Genomic DNA, 19,260 nt, shown 5'->3' on the forward strand with positions numbered 1-19,260 from the left:
GTCATGAACCAGGATATTCTCGTCAAGGCTATCGACGTCACGAAGAACTACGGCACGTTCCGCGCTCTCGACAAGGTCAGCCTGGAGGTCGCCCGCGGAGAGGTGAGCTGCATCATCGGCCCCTCCGGCTCGGGCAAGAGCACGCTTCTGCGCTGCATCAATCTTCTGGAGCGCATGGACGGCGGAGCGATCTGGGTCAAGGACGAACTGATCGGCTACCGCCGCGACGGCAACAATCTCCACGAGATCAGCGATGCGGAGATCTCGCGCCAGCGGCGGCGGATCGGCATGGTCTTCCAGCGTTTAAACCTGTTCCCGCACAAGACCGCGCTGGAAAACATCATCGAGGGCCCGGTGCAGGTGCTCGGCGAGCCGGTGAAGGAAGCGCGCGACAGGGCAGCGGCATTGCTGGAGCGGGTGGGGCTCGCAGACAAGGCGAACCATTACCCTTCGGAGCTTTCCGGGGGTCAACAGCAGCGCGTCGCGGTCGCCCGCGCCATGGGCATGCGGCCGGATCTCATTCTCTTCGACGAACCCACATCGGCGCTCGACCCGGAACTGGTGTCGGAAGTGCTCGACGTGATGCGGGACCTTGCCGCTTCCGGCATGACGATGATCGTCGTCACCCATGAGCTCGGCTTCGCCCGCAATGTGGCGAATACCGTCACCTTCATGGAGACCGGCAAGGTGGTCGAAACAGGCTTGGCATCGGAGGTTCTCAGCACCCCGAAAAGTGCCCGAACGGCGGAGTTCATCAAAGCCGTTCACAGCTGAGGAACAGGAGAACGGCGGCAGACGAGGCCGCCGGCTCGAACCAGGACAAAATGGGGAACCACATGAACAAGCACATCGCAGCGCTCACGGTCGCATGCCTCGCCGCAACCTCCGCCAATGCCGCCGGCCTGCCCGAGCGGGTCAAGTCGGCCGGTAAGGTCGTCGTCGCCAACCAGCCGAACTATCCGCCGATGGAATATGTCGATCCGGCGACCAACGAACTCAGGGGTGTCGACATCGATCTCGGCGTTGCGCTTGCCAAGGAGCTCGGCACCACGGTCGAATGGTCGAATATCGGCTTCGAACAGATGATCTCGTCGCTTCAGACAGGCCGCGTCGACCTTATCCATAGCGGCATGAGCGATCTTCCCAAGCGCCGCGATACGCTCGATTTCATCGATTACATGAAATCCGGCGCGCAGTTCTACACGTCCTTTGCGCGCAAGGACGAGTTCAAGACGCTCACCGATTTCTGCGGCAAGACCGTCGGCATGAGCCGCCGCACCTCCTTCCCGGACGAGACGGCGAAATGGAGTACTGCCAATTGCGAAGCCAAGGGGCTGCCGGCCGTCAAGGTCGTCGGCACGGAAGGCTCCGCCGATGCCCGCGCCCAGCTGAAGCAGGGCCGGCTCGACGCCGCCGTCCAGGGTTCCGAAACGCTGCCCTATCTGATGGATCTCGAGAAAGACACCTACGCCGTCGTGGGCGAGCCCTTCACCGTGGTCTATCAGGGCATCGGTTTCGCCAAGAAGGACACGGAACTGCGCGACGCCTATGCCGCAGCGCTGAAGGCCCTGATGGAATCAGGCGAATACAAGGCGATTTTCGCCAAGTACGGCCTCGAGGGCACCTTGCTTGATGGCATTTACGTCAATGGCGAAGCGGTGAAGTAATTCGCCGCGCTGCGGCCCCGCCGAATAGGCCGGGCCGCAGCGCGGCGACGCGACCGATTCTCGACAAACCATGAGCAGTTCCATGCCCCGCGTTGCTGCCGACGCGCCGGTCGACAGGCTGGCATCCTTTCTTTCAGCCCTTCGGTTCGAAGCGCTTCCCGCCGATGTCGTCGAAAAGACGAAAGTCCACATCGCCGACACGATCGGCTCGGCCCTGGCGGGCGCGCGCTCGGCGGAAGCCCGCATCGCCCGCCAGGCCGCCGGCGCGCCCGGTAGCGCGCTGATCTGGGGCACCGGCGATCGCGCAGCAGCGCGAGAGGCCGCGCTCATAAACGGGGTTGCGGCTCATGCTTTCGAACTCGACGATTCCGGCGGCTGCGACCATTCGGGCGCCGTCGTCATTCCCGCCGTCCTGGCCGCGATTGCCGAAGCGAAGCAGCCCGTGACGGGCAGGGAGCTCATCGCCAGCGTGGCTGCGGGCTACGAGACCGGCCGGCGCGTCCTCGAAGCGGCGGGCGGATACGACAGTCACAACGGGCTCGGCTGGCATTCCACCGGCACCTGCGGCACGCTTGCCGCTGCGGCGGCCGTTGCCAGGCTTAACGGTTTCGACGATCTTGCCACGCGTGATGCGATCACGCTCGCCACCAGCTTCTCGTCCGGCCTCTGGGCCTTCATCCACGACGGGTCGCAGGCGAAGAAGATCCATGCCGGCCGCGCGGCCGAAGGTGGCTTGCTGGCGGCGCGGTTTGCAGGGGAGGGCCTTGCCGGCCCCTCCAAGGTCTTCGATGACGTCTGGGGCGGCTTTTTCCGGGCGTTCAACAAGGACGCCTGCGAGCCGCAGAAGCTACGCGAGGGACTCGGCGAAGACTGGAAGGTGAGACGCGCGGTCCTCAAGCCTTACGCCTCCTGCCGGGGCGCCCATTCGGCGATCGATGCGCTGGACGACCTGCTTTCCGAATCGGGCCGCGATGCAGCTGAGATCGACAGGATCGAGTTGCGGTTGAGCGCCATGCTGAAGGGCATGTGCGGCGCCCGGGAGAGCGGCGCCATGGCGCCCACGCAGATGAGCCTGCCCTATGCGCTTGCGGCACGCTGCGTGTTGCTGACGGCCGGGCTTCAGGCCTATGCCGCCGACCGGCGTGCCGATCCCCGTCTGCGGGCCGTCATGGACCGCATGCTGCTGACGGTAGACGATAGGATGCAGCCGCTGGATGAGCCGGTCGTCACGCTTCTCTTCAAGGACGGCGTCCGCCTGTCGCGAATGGTGCCCCGCGCGACCGGCTCCGCCGAAAGGCCGATGCGCCCCGCCGCCATCCGCGCCAAGTTCGAAGAGCTCGCCGCGATGAGCATCGAAACGGAGCAGGCGGACCGGCTCTGGCGGACGATCGCCGAGCTCGAACACCTCGAGGATTGCCGCGCTCTGGAGCCCCTGCTTGCCGGCGACGGCAACAGGCGTTCCGTCTTTTGCTGAGGATTTCGTCATGATCTACGACCTGACGCCGCGTCCGCTCAATCCGGCGCCGCAAACGCCGGCGATGACCTGGCCGAACGGCGCGAAGAGCGCCGTCTTCATCGGCTTCGACGTGGACGCCGAAACCGCATGGATCGGCAACAACCCTTCGAATGTCGACCGGATGGTGACCACCTCCCATGGCGGCTACGATGCGCGCGTCGGCATCGCCAGGATCGTCGAACTGATGGCGGAACTGGCGATGAAGGCGACATTCTTCACGCCCGGATGGACGGCGCTTGCCCATCCCGAAGCCTGCGAGAGAATAGTCGCGGCCGGACACGAGATCGGTCACCACGGCTTTCTTCACAAGATGCCGGATCGCGACCGGCTGGAGGAGACATTCGAGGAGATCGACCGCGGCTTCGAGGCGTTGCAGCGGGCGTTCGGAATCCGTCCCGTCGGTTACCGCGCGCCCTCGGGAGAGAACTTTCCCGAGCTGATCGCCTATCTTGCCAAATCGGGCATCCGCTATTCCAGCTCGTTTCGCGACGACATCCTGCCCTACCGGCACGCGTCGGCGGACGGCGTGCCGGGCCCAGTGGAGATTCCGGTCAATTTCGCATTCGACGACTGGAATTTCGGCATGTCCAGCCGCTCCAGCGGGCGGCCGCTCTTCGGCCGCGAAGCCGTCCTCGCCCTCTGGATCGACGAATTCGAAGCCACCCATGCCTGGGGCGGCGTCACGACGCTCGTCCTGCACCCGCAAGTGTCCGGTCGTCCGATGCGCTGGCACCTCCTTCGCGACTTCCTGCGCCATGTTCAGGCAAAAGGCGACGTGTGGATCGCAACCGGCAAGGAGATCGCCGACCATTTCGAAACGCTGGAACGGCAACGGCGCGCATCATGACGGCGCCTACCGCACCCCCTCATCCCCTTTGACGAGCATAGGGATGAGGGAGAGAAGAGCATCCGGCATACGTGCCGCGGTCGACTTAGCAAACCTGACTAAGCTGGGTGCGGCAGCACCTTTCCTCCGTCCTCATTCCTGTGCTTGTCACAGGAATCCAGCCAGGCCAAGTCCTTGGGCTGAATAGACTCTTCTGAGCTGCAGACGCGTCGCTGCTGGATCCCTGTGACGAGCACAATGGATGAGGTGGAAGCAACTATCAGATCAGATTCCAGATCCGTTGCGCGTTGCCGGAGAGAAGCTTCCTCCGTTCCTGGGGACTGCAGCCTTCGATGAGGGCCTGGGTGGCCGCGACCCAGGTCGAGAGGTTGCCGCCGAGGGTGCAGACCGGCCAGTCGCTGCCCCAGACCACCCGGTCCCATCCGAAAACCGCGATCGTGTGCTCGACATAGGGGCGGATGGAGTCTAGCGCCCAGTCCTCCTCCGCATAGGCGACCACGCCGGAGATCTTGGCGACCACATTGGGGCGGCGGGCGATCTCGGTCATATGGCCGCGCCAGGGGTGCTCCGCGTGACCCTTTATGTCCGGAACGCCGCAATGATCGAGAATGAACCGAACGTCGGGCGCGAGGTCGGCGAGCGCAATCGCTTTCGGAATCTGATGCGGCAGGACGCAAAGATCGAAGGTGAATCGGCTGCCCGAGAGCCGCTTGACGTTTTCGCGGAAGAGAGGCTGCTCCGAGAGGTCGTCGGCAACGACGTGCAGCACCCGCCTGAAACCCTTGACGAAGGCGTTCTCCTCCTGCCGCTCGAGATAGGCGGCGAAGCCTTCCTCTTCCGGGCGGCAAGCCGCGATCGCGCCTTTGAGGAGGCTTCCGGGTTCGCCCGCAAGACGCGCGACCTCGCGCGTTTCGAGTTCGATCTCCGCCGGGTCGACGTCCACTTCCATATGCAGCGAGGCGGCAATGCCGACGCGCTTTGCCTCCGCCGCATACGTGGCATAGAGAAAATCGCGATCGAGCGCGGGAACGCCGGCGAGCCACGGATAGTTGAGCGCGGATTTGTCAATCAGATGCAGATGCGTGTCGATGATCAAGGCTGCTCCTCCTCTTCGTTCAAACAAGAAGTCGATCTTTTCGGCGCGGATCAGCTCTGCGCGACATCGGCACCGGCGAGCGCCGAAAGCTGCGATGCTGTCTTGAGCAGGAGCGATATGGTCTCGGTGATGTCAGGGGCCGAAGGATTGTTGACCAGGGAGATATAAGGGCAGGTGAGCGCCGCGATGCTGCGCCCGTCGGGCCCCAGGATCGGGGCCGAGAGGTTGTAGACACCGGCGGTCTGGGCACTTGCCATCATCTCGTAGCCGCGCTCGCGGATCTGGTCGAGACGGGCGTAGAATTCCGGGGTGAGATTGATCTCGTCCCTGCTGCGCACGTGCTCGGAGATCATCATCTCCCGTTCCTCCGGCGAACGGAATGCAAGCAGCACGTGGCCCGATCCGGTGTCGAACAGGCTGATATGCGAGCCCACCCGGATCGAAATACCCCAATAATCCGGCGCCTCCTGCTGGGCGATCACGACGGCGGAGCCGCGGTCGAAGACAGCGAGTTGGTTGGCCTGCTTCGACCTCTGGGCGAGCTCACGCATCAGCGGCGTGGCGAAGGAAGCGAGCCGGCGCACGGGCGCGTGCAACTGCGCCAATCCGAAGAGCTTCAGGGTCAGCGAATAGAGATCGCCGTCGATACGGGTCACGTAGCCGCGGCGTACGAGCCTGTCGAGCATGCGGTAGAACTCGTTCGGGCTGCGGTTCAGCCTCTTCGAAATCTCCGCCTGCGTGAGGCCGCCGTCGACGCTGGCAAGCAGTTCCAGAATGTCCAGGCCCTTGTCGAGTGCCGGCGCGCGATACTTGTCGGACTCTTCATTGTCCATCCGCGTCTCTCCCAGATGAATATTCCTCTCCATATACGCATGAAAAGCGGAAGACGGAAGGGAATGCCCTTGACCATCCATAAATTTATCGTTTGTATATAAATCAGTCTCTCACAGATGAGGACTCATGCTCCTGGAGAAGGGCGTGTTCAGCGGAGGAAATACAATGAACAGGCTGCTTTCCGGCGTATCGGCCGGAGTGATCATGCTTGCTTGCGCAATGGGGGCGGCCAAGGCCGCGGACCTGCCCGGCAAGTTCGAGGGCGTGACCATCGACGCCAAACTGATCGGTGGACAGCAGTACGAAAAACTCTACGAGCGCATCGGTGAATGGGAGAAAGCGACGGGCGCCAAGGTCAATATCCTGTCGAAGAAGAACCACTTCGAACTGGACAAGGAGATCAAGTCCGACATCGCCACCGGCGGCCTCACCTGGTGCGTCGGTTCGAATCATTCCTCCTTCGCGCCGCAATATCCGGACATCTATGCGGACCTCTTCGGCCTCATCCCTTCCGAGGAAGTGGCCAAATTCGTGCTGGCGGTGATCGACGCCTCGACGCTCGACGGCAAGCTCGTCATGCTGCCGCGGGCGCAGTTCGACGTCTCCGCGCTGTATTTCCAGAAGAGCCTCTATCAGGACGAGGCGAAGAAGACCGAATTCAAGGCCAAATACGGCTATGACCTCGCGCCGCCGGACACCTGGGCTCAGGTGAGCGATCAGGCGGAATTCTTCGCCGCTCCACCGAATTTCTACGGCACCCAGTTCGCCGGCAAGGAGGAAGCGATCAACGGCCGCTTCTACGAAATGCTGGTCGCCGAGGGTGGTGAATATCTCGACAACGACGGCCGCCCGGCCTTCAATTCGGACGCGGGCGTGCGCGCCCTCGAATGGTTCGTCAAGCTCTACAAGGACAAGGCGGTACCGCCGGGCACCACCAACTATCTCTGGGACGATCTCGGACAGGGCTTCGCCTCGGGCTCGATCGCGGTCAATCTCGACTGGCCTGGCTGGGCATCCTTCTTCAACGATCCGAAATCGTCGAAGGTCGCCGGCAATGTCGGCGTGAAGGTTCAGCCGGCCGGCTCCTCCGGCAAGCGCACCGGCTGGTCCGGGCATCACGGCTTCTCGGTGACCGAATCCTGCGCCGACAAGGAGGCAGCCGCCTCGCTCGTCTGGTGGCTGACCAACGAGGACAGCCAGAAGCTCGAATCCGCCGCCGGCCCGCTGCCGACGCGAAGCGCGGTCTGGGACTTCAACATCAAGGCCGCTGAAGGCGACGCCTACAAAACCGAGGTCCTGCAGGCCTTCCAGGAAGCGGCAAAGCATGCCTTCCCGGTGCCGCAGACGGCTGAGTGGATCGAGATCTCCAACGCGGTCTATCCGGAGCTGCAGGCGGCGATCCTCGGCGACAAGACGTCGAAGGAAGCGCTCGACGCCGCCGCCGAAAAGGCGACCGGCATTCTCGAAGACGCCGGCAAGCTCTGATCCCGGTTGAAAGGCGGCGCCGGACCGTTTCGGCGCCGCGGCGCATGTGAACTCTTCCCAGGATCTCCGATGAAGCTCTCGAAACTGTCAGCACCCACGCATCTACTGCTTCCGGCCTTCATCGTCCTGGCAGTCTTCATCGTGCTGCCGCTCATCTTCTCGCTTTATTCCAGTTTCACGCCGTTCCGCCTGACGAAGCCGGACTCGCTTTGGGTCTTCATCGGTTTTCGCAACTATGTGAACGTCCTCACCAATGCCGAATTTTGGGTCGCGTTCGGCCGGACGGTGCTCCTGCTCACCGTCGCCCTCAACGCCGAGATGTTCCTCGGTCTTGGCCTGGCGCTGCTCGTCAACAAGGCGACTTACGGCCAGCGGGCGCTGCGGACCGCGATGATGTTTCCGATGATGTTCTCGCCGGTGCTGGTGGGCTTCCAGTTCAAGTTCCTGTTCAACGACAATATCGGCTTCGTCAACAACGCGCTGCAGTCGCTGGGCCTCACCGACCGCGCCATTCCCTGGCTGATCGACGGCAATCTCGCGCTCTTCTCGATCATCGTCGCCGAGGTCTGGTCGTCGACCGCGGTTTTTGCGATCCTCATTCTCGCCGGGCTGCTTGCCATGCCCAAGGATCCGGTCGAAGCGGCCCATGTCGACGGCTGCACGCCGTGGCAGACCTTCCGCTACGTCACCTGGCCCTATCTGATGCCCTTCGCCTTCATCGCGATGACGATCCGCTCGCTCGATGTCGCGCGCGCCTACGACATCGTCAAGATCATGACGGATGGCGGCCCGGCCAAGCGCACCGAACTGCTCTGGACGCTTATCGGACGCACCGCCTATGGCGACGCCCGCATGGGGATGGCCAACGCAATGGCCTATGTCGCCATCCTGCTGTCGATCTTCTTCACCGTCTATTTCTTCCGCAAGCTCGCCGCGGCGCGCCAGCAGATCGGAGCCGAGTGGTAATGGATACGAACGCGTCTCATCGCCTCAGGCGGCGGTTGCTGAAGGTCGCGCACCTGGCGGGGCTCTTTCTCGCCATGCTGGTCATCTGCCTGCCGGGTCTTTGGATCGTGCTTTCGTCACTGCGGCCGACGGTCGAGATCATGGCCAAGCCGCCGGTCTGGATCCCGGAGACGCTCTCGCTCGACGCCTACCGGGCGATGTTCTCGGGTGCCGGGCAGGGCGGCGTCCCGGTCTGGGACTATTTCCGCAACTCGCTGATCGTATCGGTCACCTCCACCGTCATCGCGCTGGCGATCGGCCTTTCCGGCGGCTATGCCTTTGCGCGCTACCGGTTCAAGGCGAAGTCGGCGATCTTCCTCGGCTTCATGCTGACGCGCGCGGTGCCGGGCATCGCGCTGTCGCTGCCGCTCTTCATGCTCTATGCGCGCACCGGCATCATCGATACGCATTTCTCGCTGATCCTCACCTATGTCGCGCTCAACGTTCCCTTCACGATCTGGCTGATCGACGGATTCTTCCGCCAGGTGCCGAAAGACCTCGCGGAAGCCGCGCAGATCGACGGCTGCACGCCCTGGCAGGCCTTCTGGCAGGTGGAGTTTCCGCTCGCCGGCCCGGGCATTGCGTCGGCCGGTATCTTCGCTTTCCTGACCTCCTGGAACGAATATGCGCTCGCTTCGCAGATTACCCGCTCCGTCAATTCCAAGACCTTGCCCGTGGGGCTCCTCGACTACACCGCCGAATTCACCATCGACTGGCGCGGCATGTGCGCGCTTGCGGTCGTCATGATCGTTCCGGCGTTGACCCTCACCTTCATCATTCAGAAGCACCTCGTCTCGGGCCTGACCTTCGGCGCGGTGAAAGGATAATCGTTCATGGCGCCCGTTACGCTCAAGAAACTCGTCAAGCGCTACGGCGCTCTGGAAGTCGTGCACGGCATCGATCTCGAAGTGAAGGATCGCGAATTCATCGCGCTCGTCGGACCTTCGGGCTGCGGCAAGTCGACGACGCTGCGCATGATCGCCGGGCTCGAAGAGGTCAGCGGCGGCGCGATCGAGATCGGCGGGCGGAAGGTCAATGACCTGCCGCCGCGGGCGCGCAACATCTCGATGGTCTTTCAGTCATATGCACTCTACCCGCATATGACGGTTGCCGAGAATATGGGCTTCTCGCTGAAAATCGCCGGGCGTCCGGCGGAAGAGATCAAGACGCGTGTTGCCGAGGCAGCGGCGATCCTCGATCTCGCCCATCTTCTCGAACGCCGCCCTTCGCAACTGTCGGGCGGCCAGCGCCAGCGCGTCGCCATGGGACGCGCGATCGTGCGGCAGCCGGACGTCTTTCTCTTCGATGAGCCTCTATCGAATCTCGATGCGAAGCTCAGGACCCAGGTGCGCACCGAGATCAAGAAACTGCACGCCCGCATGCAGGCGACGATGATCTACGTCACCCACGATCAGGTGGAGGCGATGACGCTTTCCGACCGCATCGTCATCATGCGCGACGGGCATATCGAGCAGGTGGGCACGCCGGAGGATGTCTTCCGCCGCCCGGCGACCAAGTTCGTCGCCGGCTTCATCGGCTCGCCGCCGATGAACATGGAGGAGGCGGTTCTGACGGACGGAAAGCTGGCCTTTGCCAGCGGCGCGACCCTGCCGCTTCCGCCACGCTTCCGATCCTTGGTTCGCGAGGGCCAGAAAGTGACCTTCGGGCTCAGGCCGGACGATGTCTATCCTTCGGGGCACGGCCTCCATGCCGGCGATGCGGACGCCGTCCACGAGATTGAGCTTCCGGTCACGATCACCGAACCGCTGGGCAACGAAACCCTGGTTTTCACTCAGTTCAACGGGCGGGACTGGGTCTCGCGCATGCTCAACCCGCGGCCGCTGCGCCCCGGCGAGGCGGTGCCCATGAGCTTCGATCTGGCCCGGGCGCATCTCTTCGACGGCGAGACCGGAAGGGCTTTGGCAAGCTGACATGGCTAGGATCGAGAAAATAGAACTGCGAATGGTGGATCTTCCGCCGAAGGTCAAGCGGACCGATGCCATCCAGAGCTTCGTGAGCCAGGAGACGCCGATCGTCACGATCACGGATGCCGACGGCGCGACCGGCACGGGCTACAGCTACACGATCGGCACCGGCGGATCCTCCGTCATGCGGCTGCTCTCCGATCACCTGGTTCCGATCCTGCTCGGGGAAGATGCGGACTGCATCGAGGCACTTTGGCAGAAGATGGAGTTCGCGACGCATGCGACGACCATCGGCGCCATCACGGCCTTGGCGCTCGCCGCCGTGGACACGGCGCTATGGGACCTGCGGGCGAAGAAGCAGAAGCTGCCGCTCTGGAAACTGGCGGGTGGGGCGAAGGAAAGCTGCCCGCTTTACACCACCGAGGGCGGCTGGCTGCACATCGAAAAACAGGCCCTCGTAGACGACGCATTGCAGGCGAAGGCCAAGGGCTTCTCCGGATCGAAGGTCAAGATCGGCAAGCCGAGCGGGGCGGAGGATTACGATAGGCTCTCAGCCATGCGCGCAGCCCTTGGCGACGGCTTTGAAATCATGACGGATTGCAACCAGGGCTTCACCGTCGACGAGGCGATCCGCCGCGCCGCCCGGCTCCGCGAGCTTGATCTCGCCTGGATCGAGGAACCGTTGCCGGCGGACGATCTCGACGGCCACATCCGTCTGACGCGGTCGACGCCGACGCCGATCGCCGTCGGCGAATCCATCTATTCGATCCGCCATTTCCGCGAATATATGCAGAAGGGCGCCTGCTCGATCGTCCAGGTGGACGTGGCGCGGATCGGCGGCATCACCCCCTGGCTGAAAGTGGCCCATGCGGCGGAAGCCTTCGACATTCCCGTCTGCCCGCATTTCCTGATGGAACTGCATGTGAGCCTCGTTTGCGCGGTGCCCAATGGGAAGTATGTCGAGTACATTCCGCAGCTCGATGATCTGACGCAGAAGGGAATGGAGATCCGGGAGGGCAGGGCGATCGCGCCCTCCGATCCCGGCATCGGCATCGCCTGGGACTGGGAAGCGGTAAAGGCGCGCTCGGTCGCCGAGTTCACCCGCGAGTTCCGCCGGTAGAAGGGAACGGTCATGCAGAGAATGGGAATGGTGATCGGGCTCGAGCCTTCGAAAATTGCTGAATACAAGCGGCTGCATGCGGCCGTCTGGCCGGAGATCCTCGCGCTGATCAGCGAGTGCAACATCACCAATTATTCGATCTTCCTGAAGGAGCCGGAAAATCTTCTCTTCGGCTACTGGGAATATGTCGGGGAGGACTTCGAAGCCGACATGACGAAAATGGTGGCACATCCGAAGAACCAGGAATGGTGGTCGGTGTGCATGCCCTGCCAGAAGCCGCTCGAAAGCCGCAGGCAAGGCGAGTGGTGGGCGATGATGGAGGAAGTCTTCCACCATGACTGAGACATTCGATCCCTCATCGCTGCGGCAATGGTGGCCGAAGCCGGTTGCGCCACGCCCCATCGTCATCTTCGGTGCGGGCAGCATCGTCGGCGACGCCCATCTTCCGGCCTATAGGAACGCAGGCTTCCCGGTGGCCGGCATCTTCGATCCGGACGCCGGGAAGGCGGCGGCGCTCGCGCGGGCGTCGGATGTCATGGCGTTTACGAGCGAGGAGGAAGCTCTTTCGGCGGAGAACTCGATCTTCGATCTCGCGACGCCGCCGGCAGCGCACGCCTCGATCCTCTCGAAACTGCCGAAGGGCTCCTTTGCGCTGATACAGAAGCCGCTGGGCAGCGATCTTGCGGCGGCGACCGGAATTCTCGAAATCTGCCGTGAGCGAAACATCAGGGCGGCGGCGAACTTTCAGCTCCGCTTCGCGCCGATGATGCTGGCGCTCAAGGATGCGATCGCCAGGGGCTATCTCGGCGAGGTGGTCGATTTCGACGCCTGGCTGGCGCTTGCCACGCCCTGGGGGCTCTGGCCGTTCCTGAAGGGGCTGCCGCGCATCGAGATCGCGATGCATTCCATCCACTACCTGGATCTCGTGCGCAGTCTTCTCGGCGATCCGCGGGGTGTTCACGCCAAGACCATCGGCCATCCGAACCACGATGTGGCCCAGACCCGCACCGCCGCGATCCTCGATTACGGCGATGCCGTGCGCTGCGTGCTTTCCGTCAATCACGACCACGATTTCGGGCGGAGGTTCCAGGCCTGTGAATTCCGCATCTGTGGGACGAGGGGTGCCGCCTATGTCAAACTCGGCGTCAATCTCGACTACCCGCGTGGCGAGCCGGACGAGCTGTGGATTCGCCCAGCCGGAGGTGCCGACTGGATTCAGGTGCCGCTTGAAGGTTCCTGGTTCCCCGATGCCTTCGCCAACCGCATGGCCAATCTGCAACGCCATGCCGGCGGCGAGGATGATGAACTCATAGGGTCCGTCGAGGACGCATGGCGGACCATGGCCCTGGTGGAGGCCGCCTATCAATCGAGCGCGCGCCCGGCAACGCCGATCGCTGCGCTTCCATTGGAAAATTAAAATGAGCGAGCAGACGATCTATTACGAGGACTACGAACAGGGCCATGTGCGGCTGACGAGCGGACGCACGATCACGGAAACGGACTTCGTGGTCCATGCCGGGCACACGGGTGATTTCTTCCCCCATCACATGGACGCGGAGTTTGCCAAAACGCTCCCCGGCGGTCAGCGCATTGCCCACGGCACGATGATCTTCTCGATCGGTGTCGGGCTCACCGCCTCCTTGATCAACCCGGTCGCCTTCTCTTACGGTTACGACCGTCTGCGATTCGTCCGCCCTGTCCATATCGGCGATACGATCCGCACCCGCGTCACCATCGCCGCCAAGGAAGACGATCCGAAGCGCCCGAGGGCCGGCCGGGTCGTCGAGCGGTGCGAGGTCATCAACCAGCGCGGCGAGGTCGTTCTTGCCGCGGATCACATTCTGATCGTCGAACGCAAACCTGAGGGAACTAACCAATGACAGCGAACCTTGCCGGAAAGGTCGTCCTCGTAACAGCTGCGGCGCAGGGCATAGGACGCGCAACCGCACTTGCCTTCGCCAAGGCCGGTGCCAAGGTCCATGCGACCGATATCAACGCGGACGCCGTTGGTAGCCTTGAAGGTGAGGCGGGCATCAGCACCCACCGGCTGGACGTCCTCGACACCGCTGCGGTCGAAGCGCTGGTCGCCGAGATCGGGGCCGTGGACGTGCTTTTCAACTGCGCCGGTTTCGTCCATGCAGGCTCGGTGCTCACGATGAAGGACGAGGACCTCGATTTCGCCTTCGATCTGAACGTGAAGTCGATGATCCGCACCATCCGTGCGGTGCTGCCCGGCATGATCGCACGCAAGGACGGGTCGATCGTCAATATGGCCTCGGTGGCCTCCAGCATTAAAGGCGTGCCGAACCGCTTCGCCTATGGCGTGACCAAAGCAGCCGTCATCGGGCTGACGAAAGCCGTTGCGGCGGATTATGTAGGCGACGGCATTCGCTGCAATGCGATCTGCCCGGGAACGGTCGAAAGCCCGTCGCTCGAAAGCCGCATGCGGGCACAGGGAGACTACGAAACGGCGCGTGCGGCCTTTATCTCCCGCCAGCCGATGGGCCGCCTCGGCACGCCCGAAGAGATCGCCGACCTTGCCGTCTATCTCGCCGGCGCCACCTACACCTCCGGCCAGGCCTACGCCATCGACGGCGGCTGGACCATTTGAACGCTCAATCAGGGAAAAGCACATGAAACTTCTTCGTTATGGCGAACCGGGCCAGGAAAAGCCGGGTCTTCTCGGTTCCGACGGCATCATCCGCGATCTTTCCGGCCACGTATCCGATCTCGCCGCCGGGGCGCTCGACCCCAGCAAGCTTGACGAACTCGCGAATCTCGATGTCGAGACGCTGCCCGCCGTGTCCGGCAATCCGAGGCTTGGTCCCTGCGTCGCAGGTACGGGAAAGTTCATCTGCATCGGCCTCAACTATTCCGATCACGCCGCCGAGACGGGCGCGACCGTGCCGCCGGAGCCGATCATCTTCATGAAGGCGACCTCCGCGATCGTCGGGCCGAACGACGATCTGGTCCTGCCGCGTGGTTCGGAAAAGACCGACTGGGAAGTGGAACTCGGCATCGTGATCGGAAAGACGGCGAAATATGTGAGCGAAGCCGAGGCACTCGACTACGTCGCCGGCTATTGCACGGTCCACGATGTCTCCGAACGCGCTTTCCAGACGGAACGTCACGGTCAGTGGACGAAGGGCAAATCCTGCGACACCTTCGGGCCGACCGGACCGTGGCTTGTCACCAAGGACGAGGTGGCGGACCCGCAGGATCTCGCAATGTGGCTGAAGGTCAACGGCGAGACGATGCAGGACGGCTCGACCAAGACGATGGTCTACGGCGCCGCCTATCTCGTCTCTTATCTGTCGCAGTTCATGTCGCTGCGCCCCGGTGATATCATCTCGACGGGCACGCCGCCGGGCGTCGGCATGGGCATGAAGCCGCCGCGCTATCTGAAGGCCGGCGACGTCGTCGAACTCGGCATAGAGGGCCTCGGCAGCCAGAAACAGCGCGTTCGCGCCGACGCCTGAGCTAATCGAATGTTTCCTTCGGTCCTATTCGACTGAAGGACACGAACAGGCAGCATCAAAGTGCCGCAGTGATCTCCGCGCGCCCGAAAAGGCGCGCGGCGCTGCAGGTCTATTGGAGCAAACATGACCCGCATCACCGACCTTCGCGTCTTCGACCTTCGCTTTCCGACCTCGGCGAGCCTCGACGGTTCGGACGCCATGAACCCGGATCCGGACTATTCGGCGGCTTACGTCATCCTCGACACGGATCGGCCGGGGCTGGCGGGTCACGGCCTCACCTTCACCATAGGGCGCGGCAACGACATATGCTGCATGGCGATCGAGGCCATGCGGCATCTCGTGGTCGGCCAGGACATCAGCAACATTTTGAAGCATCCCGGCCGCTTCTGGCGGCACCTGACGAGCGACAGCCAGCTGCGCTGGATCGGCCCGGAAAAGGGCGCGATCCATCTTGCGACCGGCGCCATAGTCAACGCCGTCTGGGACCTCCTCGCAAAGCACGCCGGCAAGCCGGTGTGGCGTCTCGTCGCCGACATGCCGGCGGAAGAGATCGCCGACATCGTCGACTACCGCTACTTGACGGATGTTCTCACCCGCGACGACGCGGTCGAGATCCTGCGGCGTGCCGAACCCGGCAAGGCCGAGCGGATCGCGACGCTTGAGAAGGAGGGCTACCCCTGCTACACGACATCTGCCGGCTGGCTCGGCTATGACGACGCAAAGCTCCGGCGGCTTGCGCAGGAGGCGGTCGACGCAGGCTTCGATCACATCAAGATGAAGGTCGGGCGTGACCTCGACGACGATATCCGCCGGCTGAGGATCGCCCGTGAAGTGATCGGCCCCGACAGGTACCTGATGATCGACGCGAACCAGGTCTGGGAAGTGGGCGAGGCGATCGAATGGGTGCAAAAGCTCGCCTTTGCCAAGCCCTTCTTCATCGAGGAGCCGACGAGCCCGGACGATGTCGCCGGGCACCGAAAGATCCGCGAAGCGATCGGACCAGTCAAGGTCGCGACCGGCGAGATGTGCCAGAACCGCATCATGTTCAAGCAGTTCATCGCCGAGGGCGCGATCGATATCGTGCAGATCGATTCCTGCCGCATGGGCGGACTGAACGAGGTGCTGGCGGTGCTGCTGATCGCCGCGAAATACGGGCTGCCCGTCTGGCCGCACGCCGGCGGCGTCGGCCTCTGCGAATATGTGCAGCACCTTTCCATGATCGATTACGTTGCCGTTTCCGGCACGAAGGACGGGCGGGTGATCGAATATGTCGACCACCTGCACGAACACTTCCTGGACCCGTGCGTGATCCGCAACGCCGCTTACATGCCGCCCGAGCGGCCTGGCTTCTCGATCGAAATGAAGCAACAATCGATCAAGGACTACAGGTTTGACGGCTGATGTGAGCGCTCCGACCTTGTGAGGCTCGTGTGTGGATCCTCGAGTCAGGCGCGAGGATGACGACCGACTCGAGAATTGACGACGGAAGGAGCCCCAAAGGACTTGATATAGTCCTCGATCCTGCCCGGATCGAAGACGTGGCCGTCCATGAAGCGATCGCCGTCCGTTGCTCCTTCGAGCCTGCCCGCGTCCGCGTCGGCCGGCAAGGCATCCTTGCCGAGCGCCTCGCGATAGAGGTCCGGACGATAGGCGGAGATGGTCGCGTCAACTCGCTGCCTCGACAAGGATGTCTGGCCCCAGCGCACCATCTGGCTGTAGGTCCAGAGCGCCTGGCTGGGACGCGGGTAGTTGGCAAAGCCTGCGTGGAAGACGAGATAGTTCTCGACGACGCGGCGGTTTCCCTCGGGGTCGATTGCGAATTCGCCCGCAAGTACCCGGCGGATGATATCGGCCGGAGCTGCCACGTGACGCTCCTCTGCCAGGACTTCCGCAAGGCGGCCGCGGTTGGCCGGTTCGTCCGACCAGCGGGCGGCGCGGTCGAGCGCGACGATCAGGCGCGAGACCGTATCCCTATTGGCCTCCGCCCATTCGGGACGCATGCCGATGACCTTTTCCGGTGCCGAGGGCCAGATGTCCTGCTTGGTCGCGACGATGCGGCCGACGCCGCGTTCGGATGCGACCATGTTCCAGGGCGCACCGACGCAAAAGCCGTCGATCGCGCCCGCCGCCAGCGCGTCGGAGGTCATTGGCGGCGGCACCACGACGAGCTTGACGTCGCGGTCGGGATCGATGCCGCCGGCCGCGAGCCAGTAGCGGAACTCGTAGTTATGCGACGAGAAGGGGTAGGTGACGCCGAGCGTCAGCGGCGGCTTGCCGGCTGCCCCCGCGGTGCGGATGACCGCCGCCAGGGCCTTGGCGTTCTTCAACGCATCCTCGCCTCCACCGAGCCCTCCTGCCTGCTGCATGAGCCCGTAGAGCCGTGTCGAGAGCGTGATGGCGTTGCCGCCGCGCCCCAGGGAAAAGGGCGCAATCGTCGGCGACGGATTGGAGCCGAGACCGAGCATGGCGGCAACCGGCATGGGTGAAAGCATGTGGGCCACGTCGAACTGACGAAAGGCAAGCCTGTCGCGCACATTCGCCCAGGAGACGTCCTTGACGAGTTCGAGGGTGATGCCTTCGCGCTGCGCAAAGCCGAATTCGGCGGCGGCGATCAGCACGGCCGCATCCACGAGGGGGATGAATCCGGCGCGGACGGTGCGCGAACCCTCGTGGCGGATGCTTCCCGGCGCGGGCAGGGCGCCGCCGGCGGAGAGGTTCTCGCCGCTGAATTCACTTTTGTTCGTCAATATGTTCACTCCGGTGTCTCCCAAGGTACCGCAGCAAAAGAGCGGCCGGTCACCGGATCAGCAATCCGGCGGCGGTCACGACGCTTTGCGCGATCTCCGAAATCTTTTTCTTCTCGTTCATCGCCGTCTGGCGCAGCAGCGCGAATGCCTCGTCTTCGGAAAGACCGCGCATTTTCATGAGAATACCTTTGGCGCGCTCGACGAGCTTGCGCTCCTCGAGCGCGGATTTGGCCTCCGCCAGCTCGCGCTGAAGCCGGCTGAAGGCCTTGAAGCGGCTGACAGCCATGTCGAGGATCGGCTTGACGCGCTCCTTTTTCAGGCCGTCGACGATGTAGGCCGAGACGCCTGCCTCGACCGCCGCCTCGATAGAGGCCGTGTCGGAGCGGTCCACGAACATGGCGATCGGCCGGCCGACCGTGCGGGTCAGTTGGAAAAGATGCTCCATCATGTCCCGGTTAGGGTTTTCGATGTCTATGACGATCACGTCGGGCCGGAGCGTCTCGATGACCCGGGCGACGCCGTGAACCTCGTGGATCACGGTGACCTTGCCGTGTCCTGCTTCGCGCAGTCCTTCCTCGATGATCGAGGCGCGGATGGCGTTCTCGTCAATCACGAGAATGGTGAGGTCGCGATGGGTCATGCCGTATCATGATGCGATGCAGCAATTTTCGCAATATAGATATGCCTAAATATTTTGCGAAATACTTTAATGCCTAAATAATATGCTGATGACCGCCGGTCTGGCGTAAATTCAGGCAGGTTCACCTGTGGAAGACGGCAACGGGTCAAGCGCTCTTTTCCAGAGGCTCGTCGCATGGAACGTCCATTGGCATTTCACATGCTGCCGTTCAACCGGGTGGCTGCGCAGGGCTTCCAGAAGTTCAAGGCCGTCGGCCCGCTTCTGGTCGACATACCCCGCCCGCAGTTTCCCGATCAGCGCATCACCGCTCGTCATCAGTCGGGCGCGCGAAGCGATCGCACCCCAGGTCCGTTCCTTGTAGAACAAGGAGGAGACGGCTTCCTCGACGCAAGCGGCATCTTCGACGGAGAACGATCGCAGTTCCAGGAGCCGGCGGAGGGTGGCCCTGACATTGACGAGGGGAATGGTCAGCGGCGCGTAGCCGAGTTCCTCGGGAGCGTGGAGCAGTGCCACGTCGGAATCGTCTTCGGCCTCGCCGCTTACATATTGGCGAAAGATCTCGCCGATGCCTGCCATTCCGAAATCTGCGCATTCGGCCGCGCGCAGAGCACCCATGCTCGCTGCGCCGAAGACGGCCGCGCCCTCGGAAAGGGCGAAGAGAATTTCTTTGTGCCAGACGGGGGCGACATATTCGAAGTTGCCGTCGATCAGGCCGATCGCCGCAGCGCCGTCGCGCACCGCCCGGAGAACATCGCCCTGCCTGGCAGGCGGGCGGATCGTGAGCGTGTTGCCGGCCAGCCGCACTGCATCGGGAACGGTCGGGCCAACGAATGCGACTTTCATTCCGCCTCAGTGGATTTGAGAACGGCGGAGGCAGCCTGTCCGCCGCCAATCGTCGT

At 63.3% G+C, this 19,260-nt stretch carries 20 protein-coding genes; 15 read left to right on the plus strand and 5 right to left on the minus strand.

Translation table 11 applies throughout. The features are described from left to right. Positions 1–3: 3 nt before the first annotated feature. The 4 genes from PZL22_RS06710 (at position 4) to PZL22_RS06725 (ending at position 4,030) form a co-directional block, all read left to right on the plus strand. A complete protein-coding gene (locus PZL22_RS06710; RefSeq protein ID WP_284718334.1) occupies positions 4–774 on the plus strand; it encodes an amino acid ABC transporter ATP-binding protein in 771 nt (256 codons plus the stop codon). Between the two features lie 62 nt (positions 775–836). Continuing rightward, positions 837–1,667 carry an ABC transporter substrate-binding protein gene (locus PZL22_RS06715; protein ID WP_284718335.1) on the plus strand — a complete coding sequence of 277 codons (831 nt, stop codon included), beginning with the start codon at positions 837–839 and terminating at the stop codon, positions 1,665–1,667. An 82-nt stretch (positions 1,668–1,749) separates the two neighbouring features. Continuing rightward, the gene (locus PZL22_RS06720) at positions 1,750–3,141 is read left to right on the plus strand and encodes an MmgE/PrpD family protein (RefSeq protein ID WP_284718336.1); all 1,392 of its coding nucleotides are present in this window, start codon (positions 1,750–1,752) and stop codon (positions 3,139–3,141) included. 10 nt (positions 3,142–3,151) lie between these two features. Then, entirely contained in the window at positions 3,152–4,030 is an 879-nt protein-coding gene (locus PZL22_RS06725; protein ID WP_284718337.1) for a polysaccharide deacetylase family protein, read from the plus strand. 259 nt (positions 4,031–4,289) lie between these two features. Here the strand turns inward: PZL22_RS06725 and PZL22_RS06730 are convergent, their stop codons facing one another. Continuing rightward, complete coding sequence (locus tag PZL22_RS06730) at positions 4,290–5,126, minus strand: amidohydrolase family protein (RefSeq protein WP_198868380.1); 837 nt, start codon at positions 5,124–5,126, stop codon at positions 4,290–4,292. A 50-nt stretch (positions 5,127–5,176) separates the two neighbouring features. Further along, positions 5,177–5,959: an IclR family transcriptional regulator gene (locus tag PZL22_RS06735; protein WP_003534646.1), complete on the minus strand. Its 783-nt coding sequence runs from the start codon at positions 5,957–5,959 to the stop codon at positions 5,177–5,179. A gap of 166 nt (positions 5,960–6,125) precedes the next feature. On the opposite strand from PZL22_RS06735, the gene PZL22_RS06740 reads away from it, so the two are divergent. From PZL22_RS06740 to PZL22_RS06790, 11 genes are all read left to right on the plus strand, one after another. Beyond that, entirely contained in the window at positions 6,126–7,445 is a 1,320-nt protein-coding gene (locus PZL22_RS06740) for a type 2 periplasmic-binding domain-containing protein (RefSeq protein ID WP_411974188.1), read from the plus strand. A 69-nt stretch (positions 7,446–7,514) separates the two neighbouring features. Further along, positions 7,515–8,411 (plus strand): carbohydrate ABC transporter permease, encoded by an 897-nt coding sequence (locus PZL22_RS06745; protein WP_284718338.1) that lies wholly within the window; start codon positions 7,515–7,517, stop codon positions 8,409–8,411. Continuing rightward, positions 8,411–9,277 (plus strand): carbohydrate ABC transporter permease, encoded by an 867-nt coding sequence (locus PZL22_RS06750; protein ID WP_003534640.1) that lies wholly within the window; start codon positions 8,411–8,413, stop codon positions 9,275–9,277. Before PZL22_RS06745 ends, PZL22_RS06750 begins: the two co-directional genes overlap by 1 nt. 6 nt (positions 9,278–9,283) lie before the next feature. Further along, on the plus strand, positions 9,284–10,381 hold the full coding sequence (locus PZL22_RS06755) for an ABC transporter ATP-binding protein (RefSeq protein WP_010975559.1): 1,098 nt from the start codon (positions 9,284–9,286) through the stop codon (positions 10,379–10,381). A gap of 1 nt (position 10,382) precedes the next feature. Next, complete coding sequence (locus tag PZL22_RS06760; protein ID WP_017267029.1) at positions 10,383–11,495, plus strand: mandelate racemase/muconate lactonizing enzyme family protein; 1,113 nt, start codon at positions 10,383–10,385, stop codon at positions 11,493–11,495. A 12-nt stretch (positions 11,496–11,507) separates the two neighbouring features. Next, positions 11,508–11,837: an L-rhamnose mutarotase gene (locus PZL22_RS06765; protein ID WP_017269248.1), complete on the plus strand. Its 330-nt coding sequence runs from the start codon at positions 11,508–11,510 to the stop codon at positions 11,835–11,837. After that, complete coding sequence (locus PZL22_RS06770; protein ID WP_284718339.1) at positions 11,830–12,912, plus strand: Gfo/Idh/MocA family protein; 1,083 nt, start codon at positions 11,830–11,832, stop codon at positions 12,910–12,912. Before PZL22_RS06765 ends, PZL22_RS06770 begins: the two co-directional genes overlap by 8 nt. A gap of 1 nt (position 12,913) precedes the next feature. Next, on the plus strand, positions 12,914–13,375 hold the full coding sequence (locus tag PZL22_RS06775; RefSeq protein WP_284718340.1) for a MaoC/PaaZ C-terminal domain-containing protein: 462 nt from the start codon (positions 12,914–12,916) through the stop codon (positions 13,373–13,375). Continuing rightward, positions 13,372–14,106, plus strand: a complete 735-nt coding sequence (locus tag PZL22_RS06780) for an SDR family oxidoreductase (protein ID WP_003534628.1) — start codon at positions 13,372–13,374, stop codon at positions 14,104–14,106. The genes PZL22_RS06775 and PZL22_RS06780 overlap by 4 nt, the downstream gene beginning before the upstream one ends. 22 nt (positions 14,107–14,128) lie before the next feature. Next, positions 14,129–14,974, plus strand: a complete 846-nt coding sequence (locus tag PZL22_RS06785) for a fumarylacetoacetate hydrolase family protein (RefSeq protein ID WP_003534626.1) — start codon at positions 14,129–14,131, stop codon at positions 14,972–14,974. Between the two features lie 123 nt (positions 14,975–15,097). Beyond that, positions 15,098–16,375 carry an L-fuconate dehydratase gene (locus PZL22_RS06790; protein ID WP_284718341.1) on the plus strand — a complete coding sequence of 426 codons (1,278 nt, stop codon included), beginning with the start codon at positions 15,098–15,100 and terminating at the stop codon, positions 16,373–16,375. Positions 16,376–16,419: 44 nt separating this feature from the next. On the opposite strand, the gene PZL22_RS06795 is transcribed toward PZL22_RS06790, so the two are convergent. The 3 genes from PZL22_RS06795 to PZL22_RS06805 form a co-directional block, all read right to left on the minus strand. Further along, the gene (locus PZL22_RS06795) at positions 16,420–17,730 is read right to left on the minus strand and encodes a CmpA/NrtA family ABC transporter substrate-binding protein (RefSeq protein WP_284718342.1); all 1,311 of its coding nucleotides are present in this window, start codon (positions 17,728–17,730) and stop codon (positions 16,420–16,422) included. Between the two features lie 40 nt (positions 17,731–17,770). Beyond that, entirely contained in the window at positions 17,771–18,361 is a 591-nt protein-coding gene (locus tag PZL22_RS06800) for an ANTAR domain-containing response regulator (RefSeq protein ID WP_003534620.1), read from the minus strand. A gap of 111 nt (positions 18,362–18,472) precedes the next feature. Beyond that, positions 18,473–19,204, minus strand: coding sequence for a TfuA-like protein (locus PZL22_RS06805; protein WP_284718343.1), 732 nt, complete (start codon positions 19,202–19,204; stop codon positions 18,473–18,475). Between the last annotated feature and the right edge of the window lie 56 nt (positions 19,205–19,260).

The organism is Ensifer meliloti (assembly GCF_030064585.1).
Taxonomy (GTDB): domain Bacteria; phylum Pseudomonadota; class Alphaproteobacteria; order Rhizobiales; family Rhizobiaceae; genus Sinorhizobium; species Sinorhizobium meliloti.

What these genes read in the sequence shown, in the direction of transcription:
- PZL22_RS06710 (WP_284718334.1), top strand. Translation starts at nt 4, where the DNA reads ATGAACCAGGATATTCTCGTCAAGGCTATCGACGTCACGAAGAACTAC.
- PZL22_RS06715 (WP_284718335.1), top strand. Translation starts at nt 837, where the DNA reads ATGAACAAGCACATCGCAGCGCTCACGGTCGCATGCCTCGCCGCAACC.
- PZL22_RS06720 (WP_284718336.1), top strand. Translation starts at nt 1,750, where the DNA reads ATGCCCCGCGTTGCTGCCGACGCGCCGGTCGACAGGCTGGCATCCTTT.
- PZL22_RS06725 (WP_284718337.1), top strand. Translation starts at nt 3,152, where the DNA reads ATGATCTACGACCTGACGCCGCGTCCGCTCAATCCGGCGCCGCAAACG.
- PZL22_RS06735 (WP_003534646.1), bottom strand. Translation starts at nt 5,959, where the DNA reads ATGGACAATGAAGAGTCCGACAAGTATCGCGCGCCGGCACTCGACAAG.
- PZL22_RS06740 (WP_411974188.1), top strand. Translation starts at nt 6,126, where the DNA reads ATGAACAGGCTGCTTTCCGGCGTATCGGCCGGAGTGATCATGCTTGCT.
- PZL22_RS06745 (WP_284718338.1), top strand. Translation starts at nt 7,515, where the DNA reads ATGAAGCTCTCGAAACTGTCAGCACCCACGCATCTACTGCTTCCGGCC.
- PZL22_RS06750 (WP_003534640.1), top strand. Translation starts at nt 8,411, where the DNA reads ATGGATACGAACGCGTCTCATCGCCTCAGGCGGCGGTTGCTGAAGGTC.
- PZL22_RS06755 (WP_010975559.1), top strand. Translation starts at nt 9,284, where the DNA reads ATGGCGCCCGTTACGCTCAAGAAACTCGTCAAGCGCTACGGCGCTCTG.
- PZL22_RS06760 (WP_017267029.1), top strand. Translation starts at nt 10,383, where the DNA reads ATGGCTAGGATCGAGAAAATAGAACTGCGAATGGTGGATCTTCCGCCG.
- PZL22_RS06765 (WP_017269248.1), top strand. Translation starts at nt 11,508, where the DNA reads ATGCAGAGAATGGGAATGGTGATCGGGCTCGAGCCTTCGAAAATTGCT.
- PZL22_RS06770 (WP_284718339.1), top strand. Translation starts at nt 11,830, where the DNA reads ATGACTGAGACATTCGATCCCTCATCGCTGCGGCAATGGTGGCCGAAG.
- PZL22_RS06775 (WP_284718340.1), top strand. Translation starts at nt 12,914, where the DNA reads ATGAGCGAGCAGACGATCTATTACGAGGACTACGAACAGGGCCATGTG.
- PZL22_RS06780 (WP_003534628.1), top strand. Translation starts at nt 13,372, where the DNA reads ATGACAGCGAACCTTGCCGGAAAGGTCGTCCTCGTAACAGCTGCGGCG.
- PZL22_RS06785 (WP_003534626.1), top strand. Translation starts at nt 14,129, where the DNA reads ATGAAACTTCTTCGTTATGGCGAACCGGGCCAGGAAAAGCCGGGTCTT.
- PZL22_RS06790 (WP_284718341.1), top strand. Translation starts at nt 15,098, where the DNA reads ATGACCCGCATCACCGACCTTCGCGTCTTCGACCTTCGCTTTCCGACC.
- PZL22_RS06800 (WP_003534620.1), bottom strand. Translation starts at nt 18,361, where the DNA reads ATGACCCATCGCGACCTCACCATTCTCGTGATTGACGAGAACGCCATC.
- PZL22_RS06805 (WP_284718343.1), bottom strand. Translation starts at nt 19,204, where the DNA reads ATGAAAGTCGCATTCGTTGGCCCGACCGTTCCCGATGCAGTGCGGCTG.